19 protein-coding genes are annotated in these 26,039 nt (G+C 49.8%); 10 read left to right on the top strand and 9 right to left on the bottom strand.

What is annotated here, in order from left to right:
• Positions 1–134 precede the first annotated feature (134 nt).
• The 4 genes from P9L94_13765 to P9L94_13780 all read right to left on the bottom strand — a co-directional run bounded on the left by P9L94_13765 (position 135) and on the right by P9L94_13780 (position 2,714).
• Positions 135–485 carry a hypothetical protein gene (locus P9L94_13765; GenBank protein ID MDP8245146.1) on the bottom strand — a complete coding sequence of 117 codons (351 nt, stop codon included), beginning with the start codon at positions 483–485 and terminating at the stop codon, positions 135–137.
• 23 nt (positions 486–508) lie between these two features.
• A complete protein-coding gene (locus P9L94_13770; GenBank protein MDP8245147.1) occupies positions 509–838 on the bottom strand; it encodes a hypothetical protein in 330 nt (109 codons plus the stop codon).
• Positions 839–1,097: 259 nt separating this feature from the next.
• Positions 1,098–1,949 (bottom strand): hypothetical protein, encoded by an 852-nt coding sequence (locus P9L94_13775; GenBank protein ID MDP8245148.1) that lies wholly within the window; start codon positions 1,947–1,949, stop codon positions 1,098–1,100.
• Between the two features lie 120 nt (positions 1,950–2,069).
• On the bottom strand, positions 2,070–2,714 hold the full coding sequence (locus tag P9L94_13780; protein MDP8245149.1) for a prepilin-type N-terminal cleavage/methylation domain-containing protein: 645 nt from the start codon (positions 2,712–2,714) through the stop codon (positions 2,070–2,072).
• A 159-nt stretch (positions 2,715–2,873) separates the two neighbouring features.
• Here P9L94_13780 and P9L94_13785 point away from each other — a divergent pair, with 159 nt between their 5' ends.
• From P9L94_13785 to P9L94_13820, 8 genes are all read left to right on the top strand, one after another.
• Positions 2,874–3,506, top strand: a complete 633-nt coding sequence (locus tag P9L94_13785; protein MDP8245150.1) for an RNA polymerase sigma factor — start codon at positions 2,874–2,876, stop codon at positions 3,504–3,506.
• Between the two features lie 9 nt (positions 3,507–3,515).
• Positions 3,516–4,349 carry a FecR domain-containing protein gene (locus tag P9L94_13790; GenBank protein MDP8245151.1) on the top strand — a complete coding sequence of 278 codons (834 nt, stop codon included), beginning with the start codon at positions 3,516–3,518 and terminating at the stop codon, positions 4,347–4,349.
• Between the two features lie 10 nt (positions 4,350–4,359).
• Positions 4,360–5,988, top strand: a complete 1,629-nt coding sequence (locus tag P9L94_13795) for a hypothetical protein (GenBank protein ID MDP8245152.1) — start codon at positions 4,360–4,362, stop codon at positions 5,986–5,988.
• 411 nt (positions 5,989–6,399) lie between these two features.
• A complete protein-coding gene (locus tag P9L94_13800; protein ID MDP8245153.1) occupies positions 6,400–6,540 on the top strand; it encodes a hypothetical protein in 141 nt (46 codons plus the stop codon).
• 312 nt (positions 6,541–6,852) lie between these two features.
• Positions 6,853–9,357: a helicase-related protein gene (locus P9L94_13805; protein ID MDP8245154.1), complete on the top strand. Its 2,505-nt coding sequence runs from the start codon at positions 6,853–6,855 to the stop codon at positions 9,355–9,357.
• Positions 9,357–9,878, top strand: a complete 522-nt coding sequence (locus P9L94_13810) for a hypothetical protein (GenBank protein MDP8245155.1) — start codon at positions 9,357–9,359, stop codon at positions 9,876–9,878. Before P9L94_13805 ends, P9L94_13810 begins: the two co-directional genes overlap by 1 nt.
• A 75-nt stretch (positions 9,879–9,953) precedes the next feature.
• The gene (locus P9L94_13815; protein ID MDP8245156.1) at positions 9,954–12,632 is read left to right on the top strand and encodes a TaqI-like C-terminal specificity domain-containing protein; all 2,679 of its coding nucleotides are present in this window, start codon (positions 9,954–9,956) and stop codon (positions 12,630–12,632) included.
• A 275-nt stretch (positions 12,633–12,907) separates the two neighbouring features.
• Positions 12,908–13,864, top strand: coding sequence for a sugar phosphate isomerase/epimerase (locus tag P9L94_13820; GenBank protein ID MDP8245157.1), 957 nt, complete (start codon positions 12,908–12,910; stop codon positions 13,862–13,864).
• 71 nt (positions 13,865–13,935) lie between these two features.
• On the opposite strand, the gene P9L94_13825 is transcribed toward P9L94_13820, so the two are convergent.
• The 5 genes from P9L94_13825 to P9L94_13845 all read right to left on the bottom strand — a co-directional run bounded on the left by P9L94_13825 (position 13,936) and on the right by P9L94_13845 (position 21,846).
• Positions 13,936–14,208, bottom strand: coding sequence for a hypothetical protein (locus P9L94_13825; protein ID MDP8245158.1), 273 nt, complete (start codon positions 14,206–14,208; stop codon positions 13,936–13,938).
• A 14-nt stretch (positions 14,209–14,222) separates the two neighbouring features.
• Entirely contained in the window at positions 14,223–16,226 is a 2,004-nt protein-coding gene (locus P9L94_13830) for a hypothetical protein (protein ID MDP8245159.1), read from the bottom strand.
• 87 nt (positions 16,227–16,313) lie between these two features.
• The gene (locus P9L94_13835) at positions 16,314–18,596 is read right to left on the bottom strand and encodes a glycoside hydrolase N-terminal domain-containing protein (protein ID MDP8245160.1); all 2,283 of its coding nucleotides are present in this window, start codon (positions 18,594–18,596) and stop codon (positions 16,314–16,316) included.
• Between the two features lie 5 nt (positions 18,597–18,601).
• Entirely contained in the window at positions 18,602–19,810 is a 1,209-nt protein-coding gene (locus tag P9L94_13840; protein ID MDP8245161.1) for a PmoA family protein, read from the bottom strand.
• 218 nt (positions 19,811–20,028) lie between these two features.
• Entirely contained in the window at positions 20,029–21,846 is a 1,818-nt protein-coding gene (locus tag P9L94_13845; GenBank protein MDP8245162.1) for a hypothetical protein, read from the bottom strand.
• A 142-nt stretch (positions 21,847–21,988) separates the two neighbouring features.
• Here P9L94_13845 and P9L94_13850 point away from each other — a divergent pair, with 142 nt between their 5' ends.
• Both P9L94_13850 and P9L94_13855 read left to right on the top strand, forming a co-directional pair.
• Positions 21,989–25,270 (top strand): glycoside hydrolase family 78 protein, encoded by a 3,282-nt coding sequence (locus P9L94_13850; GenBank protein ID MDP8245163.1) that lies wholly within the window; start codon positions 21,989–21,991, stop codon positions 25,268–25,270.
• A 132-nt stretch (positions 25,271–25,402) separates the two neighbouring features.
• Entirely contained in the window at positions 25,403–26,026 is a 624-nt protein-coding gene (locus P9L94_13855) for a prepilin-type N-terminal cleavage/methylation domain-containing protein (GenBank protein ID MDP8245164.1), read from the top strand.
• Positions 26,027–26,039: the final 13 nt, after the last annotated feature.

Genomic DNA, 26,039 nt, shown 5'->3' on the forward strand with positions numbered 1-26,039 from the left:
GTTCGATCTTTACCGGATGAGAATGCCATATCGAAATTGGCGATGGATTTTCCGTCATTGGTGTAGCGAATCTCTGGATCGTTTCCAAGATTTCCAGCCAGTACGCATGTGTTGAGCATAGTGATTAACTCCTCCTAACGTCGAAGAATGAATAGCAGTAGTAGTACGAAAACTGCGGTGAATGAAACGGGCAGAATCAAATGTGAGATGCTTTCAGCCAGCAGCAACGTGATGGAATTGAGTTGGACGAATGCGAAGTGAAGCAGCGGTAGGAACAACAATGCGGGAATACACAACATCAGCCAGTAATAGAGGCATATTTTTAGTAGATTTCGCAGCGTACGTCTTGGACTGAGCGTGTATTCGATGGAGGGAATGGTGAAACGTAGCGATTCTAAGATTTGAAAAACGGGATTTTGTTGCAGGAAATTTGGGTCAACTTGCGGTGGTAGCAGTGGTAGATTTTGCTTGGGTTTTGCTTGCATTCATAGTCACCTCCTGAGAGTTTTCAGCCGCTTTGCGCGTTTCTAATGCCAAGATAGACGCCAAGTATCAATGAGACGGCGATTCCGGCGATAAACAGCCCCTTCAAAAACGCATTGGAGCGCTCTAATTGGATGATCTGCTCGGTATGCTGGTTGATCTTCGCTGACAGCGACTCGAATTGAGACTCCAGGACGGTCAGTTGCTGGATTTGCGTGGTGATGGTGGTGGATTGCGAGTCGTTTTGCGGTGTTTCGTTGGTAGGTTGCTTGCTGCATGAAGTGAGACAAATGAGACAGAAAATCAGTGAAAATGCTCGAAAACTACGGACATCGGGTGGCTTTAAGACGTTCATTCATACATAACCTCCTGAAAATTGGAATGATGATTAGGGTTTAATATATATAGTGGATGACGAGATTTAACAGATAGGATTAACGGGCTGAGCAGAAAAAAGAGAATCTTGGACAAATCCTTTAAATGGAATTGATACATAATTTTTGGGTACTGGCTGGATTTCCACTCTGTGAGCCTCCTCTACTTTAGTTGAAGGTAGTATAGGAAGGGAAAGCATGTTTTGCTTTCCCTTCCAACTTAATACCGATTTGGAATCTTTAATTATTGGGTAAAACTCTGATGCTTTCTGCAAACAGAGAGTCAACCAATTCGTCGCCGTCGCTGTCGAACAGTTTGACATGCACTGCCGCACTGTCTCCAGACTGAACCTCAATTTTGTCCGTCAGTCGCGAACGAATGAGCGTCGTTTCATTAATACGAATGGGAATACCTGAAAGGATCAGTTCACCTGCGTCGAGATCAATGGAATCAACCACGCCTCGAATTCCGCCTTCGTCTTCATCCAGGATGCGATGCACGTCGTCCATCACGCGGACGGTCAATGCCTTGATGATTGCTCCTTCGTCTGTTTCGACAATTTCACCGACTAACGATACCCGTTGTCCTGCTTCAATTACAACTTCTTGATCGGGATCGTCTATTGAGAACCAATGTACATATTGCAACTCGGCCTCAGAGGCGTCGATGACAAATGCACCATTCAGAACTGAAAACATCAATTCTTGCACTTCGGTTACTGTAGCCGTCAGTTGAATTTGCCCTTCTTCCAACAATGGGCCGAAGTGATTTCGAGTTGCTGATTCGATATTTCCGAAATGGCCGTGACCGCCATGACGCCAATTTCCATGACCTCTACCGCCCATCATGCCGCCGAACTGGCGAGCGCCATTTAATTCATTGAATGAATCGCAAATGCCATCGCCGTCTTCATCGCGAAAATTAAATTGAGAATTTTCTGATGGCGCCTCAATAACGCGTTGATTATTGAGTTCAGGCCCGAAAACGCGAATACGGTTGTGTCCAAATCCTTGAGCGGATGCGTCTGCGGATGCGAACAACAGCCCCAAGGCCATTCCAAATGCGAATAAGGCGTACATTTTCCTCTGCATGTTTTACTCTCCTGTTTGCAAGGTTGATGATTCACGGAGCAACGACGTTCGAACGTAAGTTGCGGCCCTGTAAAAAGGAATGCGTGAGTAGAGTGTTTGGTTTACGCAGCAGGCAAAAAATCAGGGGATGTGTTGAGAAAACGAGAGGCCGCCGCCGAAACTGCCTAAATCGCCCACGCTGCGAAGTCCATTGCTTGGTTGGTAGCAGGCGTCTTTATAAAGAGAACCGATTCCCGGCAAAGGACATAGCGCAAGGCTTGAATCTACTTCATCCGGGCCGAAACTAGTGACGCCGTATCCTCGAATTGGATTTCGGGGGGGAACCATAAAATGAGAGTAATCATAGTAGCCATAGCCAAAGACGCTTGGTGAAGAATTGATGTCTAATGAAACGGTTTGGTTGATCGCCTGCGCAGTGGATTGGGTAAACGTATCATTTAATAGTGTTGCGTCGTCTGGAAGGTATGCGCCCAGCAACGGCTGTAACGCTTCCTGTGCATCGTAATTGGTCATAAAACGAGTGGGCGGTTCGCTTGAGCCGTATGGGTACTTACCCTGATCGATAGCAAAGGCTTCAATAGCACTAGAAACTTGGCGGAGATTGTTTTGCGTTTGTGCGATGCGGGCTTTAAGGATCGCGTCGCTGGCAACGGGGATTGTAATCGCGCTGAGAATGCCAAGGATCGCAACAGAGACAAGCAGTTCATTGAGAGTGAACGCTTTCTGATCCTGATTCCACCGAAGATGCCGTATTGAGCGACTCATGATATCCTATTGTATTGTGAGTGGTTCCATTTGTAAACAATAGATTCGAACAATAACTGGATGAAAGCATATCCAAAAAATATTTTTTATCGAGTAAACCCAAAGCGAACGCCAAGCATTCAATTGTATAGATGCAATGTAGACGAAAGGATCAACAGAGTGGCGGTTTCCGGTCAAACGCTTTCAATGGACGCTCAACCGCTGGAACAACAGAGTCTTATGCTACACGCTCTTTCAGATGAAGAACTGGTTGAACGCTCAAAACAGGGCGATCGGGAAGCATTCAGCCAACTGACCGGACGATATTTAAATATGATTTTCGCCGTTGCGTTGTCTATTTCCCGAAATCGTGAAGACGCCGAAGACGCCTGCCAGGATGCGATGATCAAAGCGTTTCATCACATTCGTACGTTGCGCGACGCCCGGAAAGTCGGCGGTTGGCTTCGCAATATTGTCAAACAGGTAGTGTACGGAAACTATCGCAAGCAATCGCGCTTTTGGAATTTTTTGGACGGATTCACTTTGCAAGCAAAATCAGACGCATCTGCAATCGAGTTTTCAAATGATCAAAAAATTTATCAGCAGCAACTCTTTGATTTTGCCATCGCCAGTCTGTCAACCAAGGCGCGAGAGATTGTTCTGATGCATTACATGAGTGAACTGAGTTGCGAGCAAATCGCGACGCAAGTTGGAATTAGTTCAGGCGCCGTAAAAAGCCATCTACACAAAGCGCGCAGCAAAATGTTAAAGGCGCTCGCAGAGATTGGCGTTCAATCACTGGATGAAATGTAAGGCAATACAATGACGAACAGCCGAGAAAATAAAATGGACAAAACCGCTCAAGCCTTTGAGAGTGAAGACGAATTGCTTGCTCGCCTAGGCCGAGCGATGGCGCCCGACCCGGAGCGCTTTCAAAACATGCTGCTTGCAAGGCTGAATCAAGAACGCATCCGGCCCTCGCGTGAATTGGATACTCGCCGTATCGGCTGGTTTTCCGTCACAACTCCCAGTGTAGCGTACGCCTCTGTCGCACTGGTTGCAATGATATCCATTGCCGTCTTGTTGTCATCTCAATATGCAACGAAGCCCGTTGCGAATGTCGTCGCCTCAATCGGCGAAACCAATCTCGCCGATGTCTTGCAACCGGGAGAAACGATCCAGACCATGAATGACGGCCAAGCCAGTTTGCTTTTAACGGACCATTCGCTGCTTCGTTTTGATAACGATACCTCTGCGATCATAGAGGGGCGCCGTCAAGTGAAATTAACGAATGGGCGGCTGTATGCGGAAGTGGCGCGATCTTCTCAAGCGGAACGGTTTCAAATCACAGCGCAAGACGTACAGATCATCGTTCTTGGAACGGCGTTTGAAGTCGAAACCAATCAAGATGGAACATCCGTGAAGGTGACGGACGGCACAGTAAGGGTTTCTTGGGCCAGTCATGAAGAAATTTTAAACGCAGGCGACTCGATCACGATTTCAAAAGGAAATATGGTGCCGTCTAAGACCACCGTGAAAAAAGTTGCTCCTGATTGGATTGAAAATCTTGCAAAGGCCGAACAACTCAATCCTGTCATCCAGGCTATGCAGAAACACTTCCCCAGTCGATCTATGAATCTCAAATCGACTCCTTGAAAGGAAGTTAATGCAATTTATTTTCAGCATTCTCTTTTTTCTTTGCATGATGCATACGGTATTTGCAAGTACACCTCAACCGTTCGCTGGCTTTGAGATTAAACCTCTTGATATCTCCGTCGATTTAGTAACCGGTCTCTACAACTCGCCGGAAGGAATTGTCGCCTGCGACCGGGGACAAGGCGCGTTGCTGTTGTTTCCTCCGAACCGCCCCGCTCAAATTTTGTTTAACAATCTAAATACTCCCGTCGATGTATCAAAATTGGGAAACGAATGGTTGGTCTTACAGGAAGAATCGGGATCGCTGATTGTAGTCGATGCGTCAACATCAAACCAAAGAATAATCGCATCAGGATTCCAGCATCCATCTGCGTTTGCATTGGATGAAAATGGTCGCGCATACGTCGTTGAATTCGACACCGGGTTTCTATTTCGAATTGAACTTGATACCGGGGAAATAGAGCAAGTCGATGTGTTTTTCGATAAGCCATCAGACGTGGTTTTTGTTCCGCCCAATAGATTAATCGTCGCCGATCAAATTAGTCTTGATGGACGCGGCGGATCCGTCTACACAGTCAATACGCAAGGTCAGATTATTGATGTTGACCGTCGCGTCACTGACCCAACAAGTTTGGCTATTTCGGATTCTGGAGAACTGTACGCTACTTCGTTTTTTATTCGGGAACACCAAATGGGGCATTCAAATCAAAATAACAAAGGCGGCGTCATACGCTTTGGTTCGTTTGGGCGACCAGAGGTTGTCGCCGACAATTTGATCGGTCCGACAAGCTTATTATTTGAGAAGGACGGTAGTTTGGTTGTGCTGGAAGAGCCGACCGATTCCCTCTATCGCTATTCACCGACAGGACAACGAACGGTCATTACTGAAGGGTTCTCTCGCATCCAACAAGCCGTTAGAAACACGAATGGAGCAATTGTCACAATTGAAGGCGGTCTTTTCGAACGGCTGCGAACATCACACGGAGGGGTTTCTCATCAAACATGGGCTGAGCCTGAATTTGGAAATTGGGAAAGAGCCGCTCTTGCCTCTGATGGAATTGGAAATGTTTATCTCTCTGAACCGTTTCTTTCTCATATCCATGTCTTTGACTCTTCTGGCAATCAAACGGAGACCTTCAGTGGCATCGTTCCATTTTACATGGCGGGTATTCCATCAGGAGGCGTTTATGCGTTCACTCAATCGGGAAATGCAACCTTTATGACGAGGCTAGGGACTGTCGCAAACCCAATAACCATTCGCTTGGATTTAAACTCCGTCTTTACCGCTTGCGTTGTGCGCCAAGACAACAATCTTCTGATGGCGTTATCAAGCGGCGAGTTATCTGTTCTATCCCCTGAAGGAAATAAAATTTCAACGCTTTTGGCAGATCAACCAGGATTTCACTTCAGTTCAATCGTCACAGATTCTTCATCAGACAATACTGTTTGGTTGCTGGAGGGAAATCAGAAAGAAATATATTATTTGAATCGCAATAACCTTCTACAACCTGTTGCTCAATTAACTGAGAATGGCGTTTTGCTTACCGACCCTGAAGGCGTATTATTTCTCTCCGAATCGGGAAAACGTTTTATCATCAAACCTGAACAAACAAAAATCCATAATTGGACAATTCACTAAACGGTTCACTGTGAAATTTTTTCTTTTCTTCGATTCGTTTTCACAGTGATAATGAACCCCCAAAACTGTAGGCAGATAACAGCAATAATTCCAATCCAGAAAAACCATTGAAATAGAAAAGCCTTTCGAGCATCCAACATATATACAAAAATGAACGAATGAAGTACAACAAGCCAAAAGACGCTATAGACAGATTGTTGGACGAATTTCCAAGAGGATGTTCCCAAAAGTTTCTCAGAATAACGATTTGACGTAACTGAAAGGACAACCATTCCCAATAGAGCGACTAGGCCGATCCAATTACTCGCATGCGCGGTTTGTTTTAGCAGTTCGCCTTCTTCATTGAAAAAAAAGCGCAGGAGATTCCATTTAAGGTGCAGTTGAGCGAGCAAGCCTATATGGATGAAGCTTGTGATTGCAAACCATAAACCGATGTCCCGCCGCCAGGGAATCAAAAACTTGAATTTAGGCGATATTCGCACAAGCGGGCCGATGATCAACGAAAAACACAGCAGCACGAAAGAGACATCCGCCCACGCCCGGTTAATCTGATGGCTGAAAGGAATTCCAGACTTTGACCAGAAAAAAAGCAAATAAAGAAGATACGATGCAACCCCTAATATGGCATTTTGAAGAAAAATCCGCAGCCATTCATTTGAAACAGCTAATACTTAATCTGACATTATCCGATTAAAAAATGCATCTGACTATGACTACGCAAGTGCGAAATTTGAAGAACTTTGGGCGCTTTCAGTTGATGTATCAGAGCCTTATCAAGATGTTGTGATCAACCGCTCTCCCTTTGCCAATTTCACTCCATACGAACTTTATCTGAAGTTTCTTTATGAATATTTCAAGAACGAATTGAATCGTGAAGAACTTGATGATATTTATGTTCCAGAGGGTTTTAAGCGTCTTAAATATCAGGAAGAAGCCGTACTAAGCGCCAAGAAAGTATTGGAAGAGTATGGGGGCATTTTTTTATCTGATGTTGTTGGCCTTGGCAAAACCTATATGGCGGCGCTGTTGGCTCAGCAAATCAATGGGCGTTCTCTCGTTATCGCTCCTCCTCATTTATTGGATAAACACAACCGTGGGTCATGGCCGAATGTCTTTGGTGATTTTCGCGTTCCGCATACGGATTTTGAATCAATCGGGAAAATTGAAGACCTGTTGAATCGAGACATTTCGAAATATACCAATGTCTTCATTGATGAATCTCACCGCTTCCGAACAGAGACCAAAACCTATGAGATGCTCGCGCAGATTTGTCGGGGTAAGCGGGTGATCCTGGTTTCTGCAACGCCGTTAAACAATAAGCCTAGAGACATATTGAGCCAGATTAAGTTGTTTCAAACGGGGAAAAACAGCACCATTCCCAACGTGCGGAATTTAGAAGCCTTTTTCTCGCGCCTTGAGAAAAACCTGAATGGCCTGGACCGACAGAAAGATCGCGAGCGTTATTTCATAGTCGTTCAGAGCAATGCACAGAAAACCCGCGACCAAATATTGAAGTTTCTCATGGTTCGGCGTACGCGCAACGAAATCATGAAATACTACGGCGACGACTTAAAACTTCAGGGGATGAAGTTCCCGGATGTGGCTGATCCGCATCCTCTCTTCTATCAACTTAATCAAAAAGAGAACGATATTTTTTTGCAGACGATTCAACTGTTAACAGTTGATTTTAAATACGCTCGTTATGTGCCTTTGGCCTACTATGAGGGCAAACGTGAACAACGGGAGATACAGGGACAACGAAACCTTGCCCAATTTATGAAGATTCTCTTTGTCAAACGGCTTGAAAGCAGTTTCTATGCTTTCCGCCACACGCTTGACCGTTTTATCAATACGTATGAACGCGTCATCGAGGAGTTTCATAATGGCGCCGTCTATATCAGCAAAAAGCATATCAACAAGATTTTTGAACTCTTAGAAGCGGGCAACTCTGAAGCAATTGAGGAATTAGTTGAGAATGAAAAAGCAGAGCGCCTGAACGCAGATGATTTTTCTGACAACTTCATCATCGATTTAGAAAATGATCTTAAGATTCTTAAGAAAATCAAAAAACTTTGGGTGCAAATCAAACGCGACCCCAAGTGGGAGGCGTTTTGTGATCAATTGAGATCGGATGAGGATCTAAAGGAAAATAGATTAATTATCTTCACCGAATCAAAAGAAACCGCAGAGTATTTGCAAGAGAAATTAAATAGCGAAACCAAAAATCGCATTCTCTTATTCACAGGCGGCTCTCATGATTCCGTGCGTAAAGAAGTGATTGCAAACTTTGACGCTCGCGCCTACAAACCAAAAAGCGATTACCGGATTCTTGTTTGTACCGAAGTGTTATCAGAAGGCGTCAATCTTCACCGCGCCAATGTGGTGATTAACTATGACATCCCCTGGAACCCGACCCGTCTGATTCAACGCGTAGGCCGCGTGAACCGCGTCGATACGGAGTTTCCGAAAATCCATACCTATAATTTCTTCCCCACCGAAGAGAGCAATGACATTATCAAACTCAAAGAAGCGGCGGAGGCGAAAATTCACGCCTTTATCGAGATGTTGGGCGCTGACGCCCGCTTGTTGACCGAAGGCGAGGAAATCAAATCTCACGACTTGTTCGCTAAGTTGAACTCAAAAGAAACCATCACGGGCGAAAATGAAGACGAAGATAGCGAACTCGAATATCTCGCTGAAATCCGCGAGGTGCGCGATAACGAACCAGAGTTATTTACCCGCATTAAGCGCTTGCCCAAAAAAGCCCGCTCAACCCGGCTGGCGCCATCACACTTGGATATCCCTCCAAAAGGATTTCCCGCTCTGTTGACGTATTTCAGAAAAGGGAAACTCGATAAGTTCTTCCTGGCGAACTTACAGAGCAGTGCAGCGGCTGAGTTGGGCTTTACCGACGCGGCCAAAGTTCTCAAGCCTACCAGCAACAATGAAAAGCGACGTAAAATCCACAAGGATTTTTATGATTTGCTCAACAAGAATAAAAGCGAATTTGATTATGCAACCAGTTCGGAAGACGACGAAAAAAGCGCGTCAGTCAAAGGCGGAAAGAACGACGCATATATTTTGAAACGCCTGAAGGCCAGGGAGATTCAGAAATATCACGGGTTCACGGATGAAGATGAATTGTATATTGAGAGAGTGAAACAATTATTACTCAATGGGGCTTTGCCGCGTCCGACGACAAAGCGCTTGGCGGCGGCGCTGAAAAAAGAGGCGGAACCGCTCAAAGTGTTAGGAATTCTCAAGCGCGACATCCCAAAAGAATTCTTTTTTGAGACGCCCGCACAACAATCGTCAAACCCATTTGCGCCCCGTGAAGTGATCTTATCTTCGTATCTGGTGAAAGAATAATGGACAAAACTCAGGCGAGACAACTTGTCACTGAAACATTTACCCAATCGTTTGATAAAGGGCGCTTTCGGCATTTCATTCTCAATATTCTCAACCAGATTGATGAAAATAAAAAAACGGCGGTGAATAAGCAGCACATCAAAAAAGCGTTTCGAGACCATGTGGCGCGTAGCGAACGTCTTGGAACCTACACCTCGCCCGATGGCGGCAAACTTGATGTCTTGATCGTTTCACTAACACAAGGCTCAAAACTTGAACGCGCCCGCACCGCTATCCGTAATTTTGTCGCCGACCATTTGATTCAGCGCGACAACAAAGACGCCGCCCTGGTTGCGTTTGTCTCTCCCTCAGAAGACCAGTGGCGGTTCTCTTACGTCAAGATGGAATACGCCACCGTAAAGAAAGAGTCGGGCGACATTGGCGTCGAGAAGCGCTTGACGCCCGCCAAACGCTTTTCATACATCGTGGGCGAAGGCGAGAGTTGCCACACCGCGCAGGCCCGTTTTATTCCGTTATTGTAAGACACCAAAGAAGACCCGGCGCTTGCTCAGATTGAAGAGGCATTTAGCGTCGAGGCCGTCACCAAAGAATTCTTTATGAAGTACGCCGAGCTATTTAACAAACTCAATGATGAAATTGAGAAGATCAAAAAGAAAGACAAAGCCGTCCGCGATGAATTCAAAAACAAAAATATCAAGACAGAAGACTTCTCAAAAAAACTGATGGGGCAAATCGTCTTTCTTTACTTCCTGCAAAAGAAAGGCTGGCTGGGCGTCGAAAAAGGCAAGCAATGGGGGACGGGGCCGCATAACTTCATGCGCCGCCTGGCGACTGGCGAGTATGGCACGTATAAAAACTTCTTCAATGACAGGCTCGAACCACTGTTTTATGACACCCTCGCCAGCGACCGCGGGCACGAAGCCTATTGTGAAATCTTCAAACGGCGCATCCCCTTTCTCAACGGCGGATTGTTTGAACCGCTGGGCGACTATGACTGGAAGAAGACCGACATCGTCATTCCAGACCGTTTGTTTATCAATGACGACTTTGTCGAAGAAGGGATATTCGGCACGGGCGTTTTGGATGTGTTTGACCGCTATAACTTTACCGTCAACGAAGCCGAGCCGCTCGAAAAAGAAGTGGCGATTGACCCCGAAATGTTGGGCAAGGTCTTCGAGAACCTGATCGAAGAAAACCGCCGCAAAGGCCTGGGGGCGTTTTATACGCCGCGTGAGATCGTCCACTATATGTGTCAGGAATGCCTCATCAATTATCTCGACACGGCCTTGAGCAAACAAAGCGTTGACGTTCCCCGTGAAGAGATCGAACAGTTCATACACATGGGAGAGCAAATATCCCCCTATGATTCTGATGATTTCAAAACAATACACTATAAATTACCCAAGGGTATAAAAGATAACGCCCGCCTGATTGATGAGACGCTGACCGCTATCACCGTGTGCGATCCGGCGGTAGGTTCGGGCGCGTTTCTGGTGGGGATGTTGACCGAGATCGTCAAAGCGCGGCTGTCTCTTACGCCCCATTTTAACGACGTACATGACCGCGTTGCTTATTTCTTTAAGCGTGACGCGATACAGAAATCGTTGTATGGGGTAGACATCGACGCGGGCGCGGTCGAAATCGCCAAACTGCGCCTGTGGTTCTCGCTGGTGGTTGACGAAGAAGACGTCAAGCAGATCAAGCCGCTGCCCAACCTCGACTATAAAATCGTTGAAGGCAACTCGCTGATCGGGCTGGAAACAGAAGCAAACCAGATTACCTTCATCGAAGATGACTTAAGCGAATTAGAAAAACTAAAACGTCAGGAATTTGATGAAACCAATCATAAAAAGAAACTTGATTTGAAGAAGAAGATTAACGATGAATTAGACATACTAACCAATGGTAAAAGAATATTCGACTATTCCATTTACTTTTCAGAAGTCGTGCAGGGGCAATACGGGTTTGACGTCATCATCGGCAATCCTCCTTATGTTCGTCAAGAAAAAATTAAGGAATACAAACCCCAACTGAAAAAGCAATTTAATTGCTATACTGGCGTTGCCGACATCTATGTCTATTTTTATGAGAAAGGCTACAACCTTCTGCGCAAGAACGGCGTACTCGCCTTTATCACCTCAAACAAATACATGCGGGCGGGCTACGGCGAAAAACTGCGGGAGTTTTTAGCGGACAAGGCCCAAATTTTGCAACTGATCGACTTTGGCGACGCTCCGGTGTTTGAAGCCACCGCCTACCCCAGCATAATTGTTTTGAAAAAAGAGAAGACTCGCGAGCAAGTCAAAGCGCTCAACTGGGAGCGCGAACGCCCCGTTTCGGAATTTGAGAGCGTGGTCCATACCAACACGTTTTTTATCGAACAACGAAAACTCACTCCCGACGGTTGGCGCATTGAGTCGCCCTTTGCGATTAAACTCTTTGATAAGATACGCGCCGCCGGGCAACCCCTGGGCGAGTATGTCAATGGGAAATTTTATCGAGGCATCTTGACCGGATTGAACGAAGCCTTTGTGGTAGACCGCGCCACCCGCGACGCATTAATCGCCGAACACCCCTCTTCGGAAGACGTGCTCAAGCCCTTCCTGCGCGGCAGAGACGTAAAACGCTGGTGCGTGGATTCGAAAGACTTATGGCTGATCTATATACCTTGGCATTTTCCACTTCATTTAAAATCAAACATCAAAGGAGCGTCAGAAGAAGCAGAAAAAGCATTTAAAAAGCAATATCCCGCAATTTACAGGTACTTATTGAATTTTAAGGACAAACTTGCAGCCAGAAATCAAGCTGAAACTGGAATACGGTATGAGTGGTATGCTTGTCAGCGTTGGGGCGCAGAGTATTGGCGAGAATTTGAAAAACCGAAGATTATTTACCCTGATATAGCTAAAAAGCCTGAATTTTCTTATGATCCCGATGGGTACTTATTAGCTAACACTTTATATTTAATACCAAGTGATACAACCGTACTTTCAGGTTTTCTAAACAGCAAAGTTCTTTTCTGGTATTACACAAAATTAAGTTCGCAAATCAGAGGAGATTTTGTTCGGTTTATTGCGCAGTATGTATCACAGTTACCAATTTCAACCACAAATGATACCAAGCAAATAGAAAAGCGGGTTACAAAAATCCTCGACATCAAAGAAGATAACCCCGTGGCGGATGTGACTGAACTGGAACAAGAAATCAATGAACTCGTCTATAAACTCTACGGGCTGACCAAAGGCGAGATTAAGTACATCGAAGAGAGCGTGTAGCCGGATTATCATTGCTTGAACTGATGTAGTCACGAAAAAGAGGACTGGACCATTCGATGATTGAGAACCTATTACAAATTCACCAAGACCGCTTTGTAGATTCTGCGTTTTTGCTTCAACCCGCTTTATTCACACATTATTCTGGCAACCACTATAAAACATAAATCTCGACTGAGGTTCGCTTGACCGCAGGTTTTTGTCTGTGAGACAATGGTATTTAATTTCATCGCAGCGTTGGATGCAATCAGACACAGGCCGATCTCTGGAGGAACAGAATGAAACAACAAGGCTTTTTAACTATCACCCGTCGCGGTTTTTTAGGAACAGCCGCCGCAACATTGTTTGCGCAACCCGCGTTTGTGCAGGCCGCGAGCAAACCCAACTCAAATTTCAACGGCGTGCAGATTGGTACGATTACCTATAGTTACCGGGGGATGCCCGGAAGCGCCGAAGACATTCTGAAGTACATCGTGCAATGCGGAATCAGCTCGGTCGAATTAATGGGCGAACCGGTGGAGCAGTTCGCTGGCGTTCCGTCTGTGCGCGGCGGAAGACGCGGACAACAACTGACCGATGAACAGCGCAAAGAAATAGAAAAACAGCGCGAAGATTTAATGAACTGGCGTTTGAACGCGCCGATGGACAAATTCAAAGCGCTGCGAAAACTCTATAACGACGCCGGCGTGAATATTCATATCGTGAAATTCGGCAGCATCGGCGACGCCAGTCTATCCGACGGCGAGATCGACTATTACTTCAAGGTCGCGAAAGCGCTCGGCGCCAAAGGCATCACCCGCGAGTTGTCCGAAGACGCCGCCAAGCGGCTGGGGCCGATTGCCGATAAACATAAAATTATGATCGGCTTCCATAACCACACCCAGATTACGCCGACTACTTACGATGGCCCCATCTTGTCGTATGGAAAATATTTGGGCATTAACCTCGACGTTGGTCATTATCTCGCGGGGACGGGCGAGTCGCCAATTCCGCTGATTAAAAAATATCACGACCGAATTATCAGTTTGCATATTAAAGACCGCAAACGGGATAATGGCCCGAACATGCCCTTTGGGCAGGGCGATACGCCGGTTGCGGGTATCCTGCAGTTGTTGAAGAAAGAAGAATGGCCGATCCATGCGGATATCGAACTCGAATACGAAGTACCGAAAGATTCCGATGCGATCACGGAAATTACAAAATGCGTCCAGTATTGTAAAAAGGCGCTCGCGTAAGATATTTCTCACAAGATGACATGCGAGAGCCGACGTCAATCGCGTCGGCTCTTTTGTTTTTCAGGCGGTTCTCAACCAGGCGCTTTCAGATACAGATGCGTCGGCTGATTGCGGTCGCAAGATATCGCGCCGTCATTGTATTGCAACTCAACCACCTGAATCGAACTGCGGCGCTGTTCGTATCCATTCTTGTCGGCGTCTGCTCCCCGTCTGCCGGGATGCGTAAAGTAAAATAAAAAAGCGCGTCCGTCGTTTACGACTACATCCGGGTGCCCGCCCTTCACTTGATCGTCAGGCCCGGCGCCGGAGAGAATGAGTATCTGAATGAAAGACTTTAATTTCATTTGTCGTCCCTTTATTACGTTTCAAAAATCACCACGCGCATCTGGTGCGGTTCAAACGACAATTCGCTTTCTGGATCAAACGCCTGGCTTTCGCCCGTATGGAGCGCAAGTCGTTTCGCCTCGCCGCTCGCGGAAAACTGAATGCGCGTCTCCAATGTTTTCTCGCCTTCATTGAATAACAAATAACAATCGCGCCCGTCTTTGACGACATGGCGAACGCGAATGTCATTCTCTTGAGGAGACAGCGCGACGTCAGGTTCAATTAATTTTTTGAGGCTCGCTACCAGCCTGCTTTCATCGTCTTTCCATTGAATGACGCGACCGACTTTTTGAAGCGTCTCAATCATGGGCGCGGCTTGCTTGGGCGGTTCGACTTCAATGATTAACGCTTTGTAGTGCATGCCCGCAATGTGAACGCCGTTTTCGTCAACGGTTGCGTCTTCCCACAGGTGGCGGGCTTCGAGATAGTTGAAGTCGATCTGGTTTTGAAAACAGGCCTTCGCCGCTTTCCAAGGCAGCAAGTCGTTTAGCCCCAATATCGCAACCTCGCACACGTGGCGGCTGTCGGCGTTGAGCCAACACAGGCGGCTGGTCGCGTCGGCGAATGGCTTAAACTCGCCCCACCATGTATTGTTCGGCCCCACGTCAGGCGGGCGTTCGTCGACGCGCGGCCCGCGTACGGAATAATAAAACGCATGAGGATAGAGCCGGTTGCAGCCTCGAATGATGAGCCAGTTCGCCAGCCATTGCATCTCGCGAAAGGTGAAGTTGTGACCATACGCGCCGCAATATTCGTTTGAATTAAACCGCTGGCCCAAGTGAATCATGGCGGACGAGGCGCACTTGGCTTGGGTGGATTGGGCGCCCTCTAACGCGCTTGGTTTGCCCGGTTCGATGTAACGCCAGACGATATCCTGCCCGGGAATTTGGAAGTAGCGCAGGTGTCCGATGTCGTCGGGCGCAGCGGGGTGTCCGGTCAGGGCGACGCCGTGTTCTGTGCACCATTTGGAAATAGGCGCATAAAAAGTCTCTTCCAACCGCGCCTGTAACGCCCGGTTGTATTGTGCGCGGTGTTCGGCGGCGTTGGGTTCATCTTCAAAAAATAACGAGGGCAGATGCGGCGTGAAATCTTCGCCGCTCCATTCATTGACGAATTGCAGCACATCCGCATTGCCTGGGACGGCGCCGCGTTCGCCTCGCTTGCCGAAGAAGGAAGGCTCGTCGGTGAACATCGCTTTGATGGTCGTCCCAAAATGCTCTTTGAATTCGTCGTAGCAATGTTGATACACCAGTCGGATGAAACACTGCACCGATTCGGGATTGAGAATATCGCCCAGCGGTGGCATGTCCTCGGCGACCTCGCGTTTGTCGGCGCGGCGTTGGGGACCGTTTTCTTTAAAATGCAGCCCGCGGATCAATGAATAGCCGGGGGTGATATAGCGGTCGAGAACCGCAATGCGATGTCCATCGTTTCGTTTTACAATCGCGATGAGTTTTTGATCTTCTCTCAGTACGGGGCCGTTTTCGTCGATTTTGAATCCACGTACTTCGTCGCCGGATTTGGCTTCATCCAGATCAACGGCGAACAGCCCGCGCGGGCGGAACGTGGGATTCTCGGCTACCACCTGTCCGCTCGAAGAGCCGCTGGGGTACATGCCTTCGTCGTAGAGCACCACCCACATATCGAGGCGCTTGGCTTCATTGATCGCGTGGCGCATGTAGTGAATCATGCGGTCGCTCATCCAGCCGATGGAACGCGGCAGCCCTGCGCGCGGGTGAATGACGAAGCCGTAAACGCCGTGATCGCAAAAGTCGAGCAACTGGCGCGTGATTTCTTTTTCGGACAGGTCGTCGTTCCAGAACCAGAAGGGCGCTTGCGAAAACTCGCGGGCGGGCGTTTGCCATTGCGATAAAAATTGGTTGTCTTTCCCATAGGCGAGCCGGGGCAATCCGCCCAATGAAAGCGCGGCGCTGCTGGCGCCGATTTTCTGAATAAACCGTCGTCTGGTTTCAAACATGTTTTTTCTCCCAAAACAGTATTCACCATCGGATCATTCAGAAAACAAACAGCAGCGTCATTGCAAGCAAAACAATCAATATTAATTTTACTTAGAATTACGAATTTGGATTCGGTCTCCCGGTGACGTCTTAAAGGCGATTACGTTTTTTTGATCTGAAGCGACCGGGACGCCGCCGGAAAATTTGTAAGAACCCGGCTCCGGCAAATAGAGCGAAAGCAATCCGCCTTTTTCCGATTCAATATCAATTTCAGTGATGACGCCGCCCTCGCGTTTGGTGGAAACCAGAAAGGCGCCTTCGGCCCTCAGCGTTTTGAATGACGCGTCTTTCCATGTTTTTGGAACCGCCGGGAACACGCGAATTACGCCCGTGTGGCTTTGCATCAGCATTTCTTGAACGCCCGCCGCGAAAGCAAAATTGCCTTCTAACGTAAACGGACGGTATTGGAATTTCGACTTGCCGGACTTGGTCTGATCGCCGTTGAGATGAAAGGTGTTGATCGAAGTGAAACACTGCGCAAAGTCGCGCAACATCTGCGCGGCTTTTTCGCCGTCAAACGCCCGCGCATACATATTGCCCACCCAGGCGTATGAATAACCGCACCACCAGTCGGGGCCGAGATCTTCAAGCCGCTTGAGCGACGCCTTAATGGTTTGGGCGTCTTCTTCGCCGTTGCTCATGTCAACCAACCCCAGCGGATGAAACGCCATCAAGTGAGAGAAGTGGCGGTGCGAGTCGTGCAGCGGATACTCCGGCGCAACCAAAAGCCGCCCGTCGTCTTTTGCGCGCGCCAGTTGAGGCCATTGGTTGAGGGTTTCTCTAAAAAATTCTGCATCTCTGAAGTTGCCCAGCGCTTCCGCCATTTCAATGCCCGCGCCGTACAACCAGCGCACCAGCGCGAGGTCATAATTGGTCGTTTGCTTAAACCAGGCGTCGATGCGATTGTCATTAATTTCAGGCGATGAACTCAGCGGCAGGCGGCGGACGCCGTCTTCAAGAACGCTGTGCTGTTCGAGAAATTCAATGACGGCTTTTATATATGGATAACCGCGTTCCACAAGAAATTGCTCATCCATGCTGTAGCGCCAGTGCAAATAAAAGTGGTGCGCCAACCAGGCCGAGGTCGTCGGAGAAAATGAATATTGGTTCCACCCGCCCATCGCGTCGCCGTCGAGCGTGGTTGTTCCGGGAACGTTCAGCCCGCTGTGTCCATAAAAGCGTTGAGTGAATTTTTCGTTGGCGGGCTTGATCTTCCACAGCCAATCGAGAAACGCCATGCCTTCATCCAGATGGTTAGCGCTGTAACAAGGCCAGTAACTCAGTTGGGTGTTGAGATCGTTGTGATAGTCGCCCTTCCAGGGAGGCGTACGCTGTTCGTCAGCGGTCCAAACGGCTTGCAGGGTAATCGGCGGCGCGCCGCGTCGGCTGGCGGAGCCAAACTTGTATTGCTCCAGATACCACTGTTTTTCAAGTACGTCGTCGGGAATGTCGATACTGGATTGCTTCCAATAATTTCGCCACCAATCCAAATGGCTCTGCTTGTCGCTTTCGTATCCGCGCGTCAGGGCCGAATGCGCCATATCGGAGGTTTTTGTTTTTGGGTCAATATTGCTTTCGGTGGAGATGATCGCCCATACGCCTGTGAGAATTTCGTCTTGCTGTTTCCATTCACAATGCACGGCAAAACGAAAGTCGTCCCAACCCTGTTGCACATAATTGGATGACGTTTTCCCTTCCATGAGCACTGGCTCAGGATACCCCAACGCGCTGAGCGGCGGGGTGTTAAGCGAGTTGATGTTTGAAAGATCGCCGGGGTCGCCGCCGAATGGAGGCGGAACGATTTTTGGGGTGATGTCAGTTTTTAAATTTGTCAGGCGAAACCAACCGATGGGGCGTTTTGCATGGACGAAGGTTTCTAGTTGAACGCCTGAATCCCACTTAACAGTACAGATCGCCAGCGCTGGATCGAGTTCGACGCTCAGTGCGTTGCCAAAACTCGATTGGTCGAACTCAAGCCGCGCCGCTGGAATTTTGGTCGGCCCCGGTTCTTTGTCATAAGGCCTGTCGATCAACTCTTGCACCGGGCCGATGTCGCCCTTGTTGACTTGATCAAGCATCCACTGAAAGCGAAACTCCGGCTTCTCAAAATTCTCGACCGGGCGCTCGTCCCACAGGTCGGCGCGGTCGAGCGAAAAACGCACCACGTCGCCTTCCTGCCAAACCAGCGCGCCCAGCATACCGTTGCCAAGCGGGACGGCCTCGTCCCAGCGCGTCGCCAGATCGTCGAACCGCATGAAATGGTCAGACGTCGGCGCCGCGTGTGCGATTGAGGCTAATAGAATAAGCGAGAGTGACAGAGATCGAATCATAATGGTTACCGTTGAATGTTCAATTTTTGGGGCTGCGCAAATTGCGCGAAGGCTTCTTTCACCATGGCGTCTTCACTGTCGCCGCGATGCATGAACAGGCGATACTGATTGGTGTATGTCTTGCCCGCGACAAAATGGAACGTGTCGATGCCCGGCCACGAGATTCCCAGAAAACCATAATCATCGGCAGCGCGAATGATCCACGGCGGGTTGGCGTCGATGTTGTCGGGGTGGTTCATAATGGTTACGCCCGACGGAGCGTTTTGCCCTTTGAAAACGCCGGAATAGTCCGTCCAGGGCGAGCGCTTCAAATCACTGGTCGGCTGTACGCCGTCGATGTTGGTGACCACGGTGTTCTTTCGATTGGGGAAGCGGAAATTCAAACCACCGTAGCCCTTTTGGTCTTTGGGGCCGATCTCGATGTCAACCAGCGGCGTCCAGGTATATTGCACGTCCATGAATTGGCCGACGCCGTCCGAATGCCACACGGTGAGGTTCATCACTTCGTCCATCACCTTGCGCTGGCTGTCGTACCAGCCGTTTTGAATGATGAGTTCGGTAAAAACCGGGCCTTCTTCTTTGACGAGAATGCGCTCGAATTTGGTCCACATTCCGATCAGGTGCCACATGTCATAGCGTTGGTCGCCGACGTGAACGCCCGGCCAGGCAAAGTAAAAACCGCGATGGTGGTAATGGTCAGTAGGGAAGTCTTCGGTAAAGATTTCGCCGTCTAATCCCGTTAGCGGATGAAAGTAAGACGAGCGCGAGCGGTGAGTCGCGACGCCTTCGGGCGGGGAAATGACGCCGTAGTGATAATTGAGAATGAAGCGGTCGCCTTCATAAAGCGAAAGCGTGGTCTCGCCGTCGTCTTGCCAATGCAGTTTGTCCGATACGACCACCGGGTCGGTCGAACGCGCCAATTTATAGGTTGAGTTATTCGCGGCGTTGATTGGGGCCAGCGCCGATGCGTAATCAAAAGGCGTGTTCAGGTTTTGCTTTGCAGCGCTCATTTGCGCGGGCAGCGTCGAGCCGTCGTCGGCGCCCAGGGTGATATGCTGCGCTGAAATCGACCATCCCCCCGGCGTTTCAAACGTAACCGGGACATGCAGCGTTGCTGCTTTCATCACGCTGGTTGATGATGAAGGCTGCAGCGTCGCGCAACCAACAAAAATAAATAGAGACAAGGCAAGCATTGAGACGGATAGAATTCGCATTCGTATTCCCCTTTGTTAATCGTGAGGCTATTGCAACATAGACGGGCAATGAAGTCAATTTTTGAGAGCCGGATATCGGGCGGCGAGCCAAGGCTCTCCCGGGGATCGGATTGTGCAGCGTCTCATCAAAGCAATTGTAGGTTAACCCACCACAGTAGGCTGGGCGGCAAGGGGCAAGCCGTCGCAAAAGGATGGCTTGCCCTTGATGACAACGTTTTCTATTTGCTCTCGAAGCGGTAGTTCCATCGGCGGTTGGGTGCGCTGTCGCCGTTGAGACCCAACTCTTCGACGCCTCCGAAACTCTGGATGTTGTCCGCCCAATGAAAATCAAACGCGGGCGCATCGCTGTCTAAGCCGACTGCTTTGCGATCAAGGCTGATTTCGATTCCGTTGCCGTTGACGCGATAGGCCGCATTGACGGTAATGGCCCAGGCGCCATTTTTCCATTGATGGACGCTGGTTTCGCTTGTGCTATCAGGTTCGAGGTTGACGATAAAGTCATAGCCCAGCCAGCCGGTTTGCGCGTCCTGGTCGGCGTCGATCAGCAGGTACATCCAATGCGGGTCCGTGTACGGCGTGATCTTGTCGCGGGTCTGCGCAAAGAAGTAGAGGTTGCTTTCATCATACGCCGCTTTGCAGATGACGAAGTCATTGCGGCCCGTGGTATTTGTATAAACCAGGTCGCCATAGCCGGGGAAATGGCGGTGGGCAACGTCGCCGATTGTGTCGCGAAACTCAGGCGCGGCTTGCTGCCAGTCACCGAACGCCCCGTCAATCGTGATCGCTGACGGCCCATTCGCTTTGGGGCGTTCGCGTACGCCTTTGAATTGACGCACCCAGTTCGCCAGTTGATAGTAATAATTGTCGGTATGTCCGCCGCGCATAGGTTCACTGTCGCGGCTGTATTCATGGTTATATTGATCGACGAACATGCCGCCGGGATAGATACAATCCGCATCGGTGTAGATGTGCCATTTGAAATACCGCCCGGCGATCCATTCGTTCCAACCCGTGACGAAGATGAAAGACGGATCGACTTCGAGCGCCCTGCGCCATTGTTCGTCAAAGTTGAGGCCGAGATTGACGGCGCCGTCGCGCGCGTCTTTTTTGCCGTCGTGCCAGCTGCGTCCCATGGCGCCGCGTTTGTGGCTCATCGGCACCGGGCCGGGCGTGTTGGGCAGCGCGTTATGCGCGACGCCTACGCTCATCTGCTCGTTTTCGCCCTTGCTGTTTTTGAAGACGTGTTGTGGATAGGTTTCGAGCCAGCTCCATTGGTCCGGGCCTGAGGGCCCTTGCCAATAGTCGGGCATGGGGCGGCGGAAGGTGAAGAACGCCAATTGTTCCGGGTCTTTGATGTAGTCCTTATTGGCGAGAACCAGCGGCTTGCCGTCCCATTGAAACCACAGGTCTTTCCACAGGCCGGGTTTGTAGAGGTCGTTCCAAAGCCGGTCCGTTACCGGGCGCGGGTCGCCGAAGGGCGCGATGAAACAAATCGACGGCGTACGCGCGCCTTCCTGCCGCATTTGTGTGTAAGTTTTACATAACGCTTCGTATTCGTCTTTCCAGGTGAAAGGCGGGTTGGTGGTGTCAAAGAACACCGCGTCCACGCCCGCGTCGACTAACAGGCTGGCGTGTTTGCGAATCACGAACGGGTCCGTCATCAGGTAGTAGCCCAGCTCAGGCTCGCCCCAATGGTGGGTTTGCGGCGGCGTCGGCCAGTTGACCACCCCGTTGCTGGCGGCGGCGAGCAGTTTGGTATTGTCGTTGGGGCCGCCCCGGCCCGGGGTGTGCCAGGTCCAATAAAAGATGCCGACCCATTTGTCTTTTTTGACCGGGCCGCATTCATCAACGCCGACCGAGTCGCGCCCGAGGGCGTCAGTCGCGACCCATGTATCAGCATATACATCTCCGTCTCGATAGGGTTCGCCGAAGAATTTCGTCTGCGATGTCTGCGCGTTTGTTGTGAGCGCTGCTCCCAAAAGTGCAAAACCAACCAGCATGTAAAGAGAATGTTTGAGAAGTTTTGATCGTTTCATGGATTTTCCGCTTTCCTTTGAGATAAAAAGAAAAATTTTATGCAAATGCCCCCAGATAATTGTATAAAAATTCACAAAAATTTTGTAGAATTGTTTTCAGCCATTCAAAAAACGCGCAAAGTCAGCAACCAGGATAAGCAAAATGAAATCGTCAAATCAAAACGTCATCCTCGCCGCCGTCGTCAGTTGTTTCGCAATCATCATTCTGCTCACCTCTGTCGCTTCCAGCGCAGAAACTGATATGCAGATTACGCGATTGCGCTGCGAGTATCTAGAGAATCCGCTCAGCATTGATGAGCCCAGCCCGCGCCTGAGTTGGGAACTTCTCTCAAACCAACGCGGACAGAAACAATCCGCCTATCAAGTTCTCGTCGCCAGCAATGAAGAAATTTTATCAAAACACAACGGCAACCTGTGGGATACCGGCAAAGTCAAAAGCGACGCCTCGATTCATATCGCTTATGACGGCAAGCCGCTTCAGTCGCAAATGCAATGCTTCTGGAAAGTACGCGTCTGGGACGCCGACGGCGAAGCCTCCGCCTGGAGCCAGCCCGCTTTTTGGGGGACGGGCTTGCTGAAACCTTCCGACTGGAAAGCCAAATGGGTTGGGTGGGACCACAGCGACCCCGCGCCCGAGGCGTCAAGCGCTCAAGACGTAGACAGCGCCAAATGGATTTGGCATGTACATGAAAAGGCCGCCCAGGCGGCGCCCGTCGAAAAGGTCTATTTTCGCCGTGTGGTGAATGTTGAGAAAGACATCGAATCCGCCAGCATCCTCGCGACAGCAGACAATAGTTTTAAACTTTGGGTGAATGCTGAAATCGCTGGAACCGGCGGCAACTTTAATCAGTTATATGAAATTGACTTAAACGGCCGTTTGCACAAAGGCAAAAACACCATCGCCGTCGAAGCAACCAATGATGGGGCCGCGCCCAACCCCGCAGGGTTCATCGCGATTTTACAAATCAAACATTCCGATGGTTCCGAAGAATTTATCACAACCGACGCCGGATGGAAAAGTCGCAACGCTTCCGCTGCTGGTTGGACGGGATCGGAGTTTGATGATTTCTCTTGGAACCAGGCGATCATTGCCGCCAACTATGGCGACGCGCCCTGGGGAAAAGCGGGCATGAAAAACGAAGCCCTCGACCGCCGCTTGTCGGCGCGATATCTGCGGCGTGATTTTAACGTTGATAAGAAAGTAAAACGCGCCGTGGTCTATGGAAGCGGCTTGGGCCTTTCGGAATTTTATCTCAACGGCGAAAAACTGGGCGACCATGTGTTGAGCCAGGGGCTGACCGATTACGACAAGCGGGTCTTATACGTCGCCTATGATGTCACCGATCAATTAAACCAAGGCGATAACGCGCTGGGCGCCATCTTAGGCAACGGGCGGTATTTCGCGCCGCGTTTGACCGTGCCGACTGAAACCCGCACCTACGGCTACCCCAAACTGTTACTGCAAACAGAAATCGAATATCAGGACGGCACGAAAGAAACCATTGCGAGCGACTCGAAATGGATGGTTACGACCGAAGGGCCAATTGGCGCCAACAATGAATATGACGGCGAAGAATATGACGCCCGCAAAGAAATGCCTGGTTGGAGCAAACCCGGATTTGACGACTCGTCATGGAACAAAGTCGAAGTCGTCGAAGCGCCGTCGGGCGAATTGCGCGCGGAGATGATCGAACCCATCCGCGTGACCGAAACCATCAAGCCTATCGCAGTCACAAACTCCATCGGCGATGTGTATATCTTCGACATGGGCCAAAACATGGTGGGCTGGTGCCGCCTGAAAGTGCGCGGCCCCAAAGGGACGCAAGTGCGCCTGCGCCATGCCGAAGTGTTAAAAGACGACGGGACGCTGTATCTCGATAACATCCGCTCCGCCAAAGTGACGGACGTGTATACATTGAAAGGCGACGGCGTCGAAGAGTACGAACCGCGCTTTACCTATCATGGCTTCCGTTATGTTGAAGTGACGGGCTACCCCGGCGAACCCGCGTTGGACGCCATCGAAGGCTGCGTGGTGCATGACGACGTTGAGCCAGTCGGCGAGTTTATTTGTTCTGATCCGATATTAAACCAAATTCGTGAAAATATTCGCTGGGGCGTTCGCGGCAATTACCGTAGTTTCCCCACCGATTGCCCGCAGCGCGACGAGCGTCAAGCATGGCTGGGCGACCGCGCAGCGGAATCCAAGGGCGAAACCTATTTCTATAACGTCGCGCAGCTATACCGCAAGTGGATGGGCGACATGAACGAAGCCCAGAAAGATAGCGGCTCCGTCCCCAGCGTCGCGCCCAACTATTGGCCGATGTACCCCAACGACGTGACCTGGCCCAGCTGCTTTCTCATCACGCCTTCCAGTTTGTTGGTTCAATACGCTGACGTGCGCGTGTTAGAAGAACGCTATGACGGCATGAAACGCTGGATCGAATTCATGTCGCAGTATCTCGAAGACGGCATCATGCCGCGCGACACCTACGGCGACTGGTGCGTACCGCCCGAATCGCCGGAGTTGATCCACTCGAAAGACCCCAGCCGCCAAACAGCGAAGCCCGTTTTAGGAACAACCTATTTCTATTACGACTTAAAGTTGATGCAGTGGTATGCAGAGACGCTCGGCATCAATGACGATGCGAAAGAGTTCAGCGAATTGGCTGAAACCATTCGTGACGCGTTCAACAAAAAATTCTATAACGAAGATGAAGGCTACTACGACAACGGCTCGCAGACCTCGCACGTCTTGCCGCTGGCCTTCGGCATGGTTCCCAAAGATCAAGAAGAGCGCGTCTTTAATAACCTCGTCAAAAAAATTGAAGAAGAAACCAACGGTCATGTCGGCACAGGCCTCATCGGCGGGCAATGGTTGATGCGTACGCTCAGCGATCATGGTCGCAGTGATCTCGCGTTTCGCATCGCGACCCAGACCGCCTACCCCAGTTGGGGTTACATGATTGAACAAGGCGCTACCACCATCTGGGAACTGTGGAACGGCAATACCGCCGATCCCGCGATGAACTCCGGCAATCACGTCATGCTGGTCGGCGACCTCTATATCTGGATGAACGAATATCTGGCGGGCATTCAGGCTGACCCGAAAAACCCCGGTTTCAAACACATCATTATGAAGCCGCGCATTGATAACAGCCTCACGTTCTGCAATGCGTCTTATCACTCCATCCACGGCGAAATCATCAGCGAATGGAAAAAAGAAAACGGCGCGTTCATCTGGAAGATCAAAGTGCCTGTTAACACGACGGCGGAAGTTTCCGTCCCCGCCAACGACGCGGCGCTAGTGAAAGAAAGCGGCGTCGAAGCCTCAAAAGCGAAGGGCGTGTCGCTGTTAAAGAAAGAAGATGGCCGCATGGTTTATCGCGTTGAATCAGGCGAATATCAATTCACCGCGAAGTTGTAATAGGAAATGTAGGGTGGGTTCTTAACCCACCAGAGAATTTTTTTTAGAATTGAATGGGACGAATATCGAAATGTAAATTCATCTTGTTGATTGCATGGTTGGTGAATTTGATTCATTTGAATGGGGAATACGATGAAGAAATGCCTGGGATTTACCTTAATTGAGTTGCTGATTGTCGTCGCGATCATTGGGATACTCGCCGCGATAGCGGTGCCGAATTTTTTGAATGCGCAAACCCGCGCCAAAATCGCCCGCGCCGCCGCCGACATGCGCAATGTGGGCGTCGCATTCGGCGCCTACGCCATCGATAACAACGAGTTTCCGTTGGGGATCATCTCGTTCCTCTCGCCGCGCGAAGCGCACAACTGGGGCTTCTTGCCCGAGTCACTCACCACGCCCGTCTCTTATATGACCTCGCTGCCCGTCGATGAGTTTAACATCGGCTACCGCATCTACGGTAACGATACATCCACCGGGCCTGAGAAACGCAACGACCCGCACGCCCGCTACCGCACCGCCCGCAAGAAAGTGTACGCGGGCGACGGCGCCGGAAACACCGCCGAACAATGGAAGTCATCGTGGAAGAACATGTTGAAAAATGTGAAGATTGACGGCGAGTACATCATCACCAGCCCGGGGCCTGACAAGGTCGAAGACATTCTGCCTGCATACAACCCCCGGGCGTATGCCGTTAGCAACGGCCTGCTGAGTTCCGGCGACATTGTGTATACGCCGGGCGGTCTGGCGGGAATCTAATCGAATATTTTTT

Source organism: Candidatus Hinthialibacter antarcticus (genome assembly GCA_030765645.1).
Taxonomy (GTDB): domain Bacteria; phylum Hinthialibacterota; class Hinthialibacteria; order Hinthialibacterales; family Hinthialibacteraceae; genus Hinthialibacter; species Hinthialibacter antarcticus.